The sequence below is a fragment of the Yeosuana sp. genome, from assembly GCF_057126245.1.
The window spans coordinates 1-4,176 of record NZ_DBNGMQ010000103.1 but is presented as its reverse complement, the minus strand read 5'-3'; the positions used below and the strand labels follow the sequence as shown (position 1 = coordinate 4,176).

At 36.4% G+C, this 4,176-nt stretch carries 3 protein-coding genes; all 3 read right to left on the bottom strand.

Features of this window, described 5'->3' with window-relative positions:
• Positions 1-324: 324 nt before the first annotated feature.
• Positions 325-2,535: a beta-glucosidase gene (locus AC15TD_RS13920; RefSeq protein WP_484452749.1), complete on the bottom strand. Its 2,211-nt coding sequence runs from the start codon at positions 2,533-2,535 to the stop codon at positions 325-327.
• A gap of 11 nt (positions 2,536-2,546) precedes the next feature.
• On the bottom strand, positions 2,547-3,215 hold the full coding sequence (locus tag AC15TD_RS13915) for a bifunctional 4-hydroxy-2-oxoglutarate aldolase/2-dehydro-3-deoxy-phosphogluconate aldolase (protein ID WP_484452748.1): 669 nt from the start codon (positions 3,213-3,215) through the stop codon (positions 2,547-2,549).
• A 34-nt stretch (positions 3,216-3,249) separates the two neighbouring features.
• Positions 3,250-4,176, bottom strand: a 927-nt coding sequence (locus tag AC15TD_RS13910; RefSeq protein WP_484452747.1) for a PfkB family carbohydrate kinase, incomplete at its 5' end; no start/stop codon positions are given.

The following is a 4,176-nucleotide window of genomic DNA, read 5'->3' as shown; positions in this document are numbered from 1 at the left end:
AGTAATCCTCAGCATTCTTTTGATGGCCCTTTTTATCCCTGGAAACCCAAAGTCCTACTCCCAATATTAATACCGCATAGGCAATAAAAATAAAGTAATCCCAAAATTCAAAATTTGATGTCATAATTAGTGGTTAAAATTAGTTTAGTTTATAAATGTATGTATTAAATTTTATTTGAGTTATTTTTCTATAACAACAAACACCCAAATATTTTGATAAGATAAATTTTTAACACTGAAGCTGTGAATGATCTAATTTGAACATTAAACGATCCGTTTCTTTTATATATCGAAAGACATAGTAGTCAAAACTTTATTTACACATTACTCAATTTTAATCTTAAGTTTTTCAATAATATTATCTGAAGCATTTCCAATATAAACCATATAATCGCCTTTTTCAAGTGTCCAGTCAGAAATGGTTTCGTTATAATAGGCCAATTTAGAAATAGCTATAGTAATAGTAATATTTTGACTTTCGCCTTGGGATAATTCAACTTTATGAAACCCTTTTAATTCTTTCACAGCCCTTTTCACTTTAGATTTTGGCTTACCAATGTAGATTTGAATTACTTCTGAACCTGAAACTTCTCCTGTATTTTCAACCTTACAGTTTACCTTAATAGTATCTGTTTTTGAATATTTAACCTTATCGGTTTCTACATTTGAAATTTTAAAAGAAGTATAGGACAACCCATGTCCAAAAGCAAATAACGGTTCAATGTTTTTGGTATCATGCCAACGGTAGCCGACTAAAATATCTTCCTTATAAATCTGATTAATACTATCTCCTGGATATGAAAGTTCGCCAAAATAATGAGCCGCATTATCCTTTAACTTTTTAGGAAATGAAAATGGTAATTTACCTGATGGATTTTCATCACCACTAACAATATCTGCAATAGCATGTCCGGCTTCACTCCCTAAATACCATGTTTGCATAACGCCCTTAACCTTTGGAATCCAAGGCATAGCAACCGCATTTCCGCTAATTAAGATAACACCTAAATTAGGGTTTACTTTTATCAACTCATCAAGTAATTCATTTTGTCCGAAAGGCAACTCTAACGATTGTCTGTCACCACCTTCACAGTCTTGATTATGACTTTTATTTAATCCACCCACAAACAAAACAACATCAGCTTTTGAAGCAGCTTCGAGTGCTTCTTGCTTTAAGATATTTGCATTAAATTTTGAAGGTAAGACACGACCATATGCTGAAGGTCCTGAAGCATAACCTATAGCATGAATAATATTCGCATTTTTATAACGTTCTGTTATACCTCTTAAAGGCGAAACCTCATCTTTAGCTTTTAATTCTGAAGAACCTCCACCCTTCGTCATTTGCCTTGTGGCATTTTCACCTATAACAGCAATTGTTAATTTTTTATCTGGGTTTATTGGAAAAAAGGATTCATTATTTTTCAAAAGCACGATACCTTCAGAACCAACTTTTCTTGCGACATCTAAATGTTCCTGATTATTCATTCGACCTAATGGACGATTAGAATTCATCGTGGTTCTATACATTAACCTTAAAATTCTACGAACTTTATCGTCTAATACCGATTCTTCAACATCGCCATCTTTTAATAATTTCAAAAACGGATTCGCTAAATAGTAATAGTCGTAAGCATTGTCTTTACTTGTTGTTAATCCGTTCGTTCCTGTACCCATTTCAATATCTAAACCATATAAAGCAGCTTGTTTTGAATCGTGGGTAGCGCCCCAATCTGTAATCACAGCTCCATCAAATTGCCAGTCTTCTTTTAAAATTTTATTTAACAACAATTCATTATGACAACAAAACTGACCCCTAAACTGGTTATACGCCCCCATAATAGACCAGACATTTCCTTCTTGAACGGCTGCTTTAAAGGCTGGTAAATAAATTTCGTATAAAGCTCTGTCGCTTACTTCAACATTTATGTGACCTCGCCAAAGTTCTTGATTGTTTAGCACATAGTGTTTTACACAGGCCGCAACGCCATTCTTTTGAACGCCTTGGATATAAGGCACTACCATTTTAGATGCTAAATATGGGTCTTCACCCATGTATTCAAAATTCCTACCATTTAAAGGTGTACGATAAATATTAACGCCTGGCCCAAGTAACACATCTTTTTTTCTGTAGCGCGCTTCTTCACCAATACTAAAACCATAGTCTGCGGATAAATTTGGATTGAACGTCGCTGCCAAACAAGTTAGTGCCGGAAACGCTGTTATAGAATCGTTCGTCCATTTAGCGTAACCCCAATTATCCCAATTTATTTCTGCTCTTACACCATGTGGACCATCGGACATCCAAAGTTCTGGAATACCCAATCGATCTGCACCTGGTGAGCTAAATTTTGATTGCGCATGTACCATGGCTACTTTCTCCTCAAGGGTAAGTAGAGAAAGTAGGCTATCTATTTTTTTTTCTGAAGTTAAGGAGCCTCTTTCCTGTGAATACGTAACATGAGACGTATTTAAAATAAAAAATAAAATTAGAATTTTTGTTAAAACAAATTTTAAGTACTTCATGCGTCTCATATTGATATTATTTATTTCCTAACAGCCTTTATAATGTTTAAAGCTGCTTTAATTTGCTGTTCAAGTTTTTTATAATCTTTATTGGCTATAATGTCTTTTGAGATTAATTGGGAACCCATACCAACACAAGTCACACCGGCATCAAACCATCCTTTCAGGTTTTCTTCGGTTGGTGATACTCCTCCAGTTGGCATAATGTTAGTCCATGGTTGTGGGCCTTTAATACCTTTTACAAACTGCGGACCGTAAATATCTCCCGGGAATAATTTTATAATTTCACAACCCAACTCTTCGGCTTTGGTGATTTCGGTTAAGGTGCCGCAACCAGGAGACCATAATACTTTTCGCCGGTTACAGGCAATAGCAATATCTTCGCGTAATACAGGTGTTACAATAAAGTTGGCGCCTAAGGCCATATACAGTGATGCAGCAGCGGCATCGGTTACAGAACCCACACCCATAATCATTCCGGGAAGTTCTTTAATCGCATATTTTGTAAGTTCGGCAAAAACTTCATGAGCAAAATCACCTCTTGCTGTAAACTCCATCAATCTTGCACCTCCATTGTAACAAGCTTTGAGTATGTTTTTACTTAACTCTATATCATTATGAAAAAATAAAGGAATCATCCCTGTTTCTTTCATTGCTGTTGCTACTTCTATTCTTGTGAATTGTGCCATTTTCTAATTATATCGAAATTTAATGATTTATTTTTTATCTCGCTACTCTTCCTGAAGCATCACCTCCCATAAGTTTCTTGACTTCGTCTACCGTAACTAAGTTCGCATCGCCTTTTATGGTATGTTTTAAACAAGAGGCTGCTACTGCAAAGTCCAATGCATTTTGGTCATCTCCTGGATACGTTAATAAGCCATAGATTAAGCCACCCATAAAACTATCACCACCACCTACGCGATCTACGATATCTGTTATTTGATACTGACGGGTTTCATACATTGTCTTACCATCATACAAGACGCCTGCCCAGGTGTTGTGTGATGCTGATATAGACCCTCTTAAGGTTGTAATCACTTTTTTAGCTCTTGGGAATTTTTCCATCATTTGTTGACATACCGATAAGAAGGCTTCTGCTTTTACATCGTGTCCTTGTGTTTGTACACTGATGCCTTCTGGCTTGATTCCAAAGTGCATTTCAGCATCTTCTTCATTTCCTAATACGACATCGCAGTAGGAGGTTAATTCACTCATGACCGATTCTCTATGTTTTTCATCACAATACTTCCAAAGCTTTGCTCTGTAATTTAAATCAGTTGAAATGGTAATCCCTTTGGCGCTTGCGGCCTTTACTGCTTCTAAACAAACATCGGCTGCACCTTGCGAGATGGCTGGTGTAATGCCTGTCCAGTGAAACCACTCCACACCTTCAAATACCTTATCCCAATCTATCATACCTGATTTAATTTCTGAAATAGCAGAATGCGCTCTGTCATATACTACTTTACTGCCTCTGCTTACTGCACCGGTTTCTAAAAAGTAAATCCCTAAACGGTCACCGCCCCATACAATTTTATCCACATTAACACCGCGTTTACGCATTTCCATCATCGCACATTCGCCGATATCATTCTTTGGCAAACGCGTCACAAAATCTACGGGTATGCCATAATTTGCCAAGGATAC

Excerpts from the sequence above, each read along its gene's own strand:
- AC15TD_RS13920 (WP_484452749.1), bottom strand. The coding sequence starts at position 2,535 with ATGAGACGCATGAAGTACTTAAAATTTGTTTTAACAAAAATTCTAATT.
- AC15TD_RS13915 (WP_484452748.1), bottom strand. The coding sequence starts at position 3,215 with ATGGCACAATTCACAAGAATAGAAGTAGCAACAGCAATGAAAGAAACA.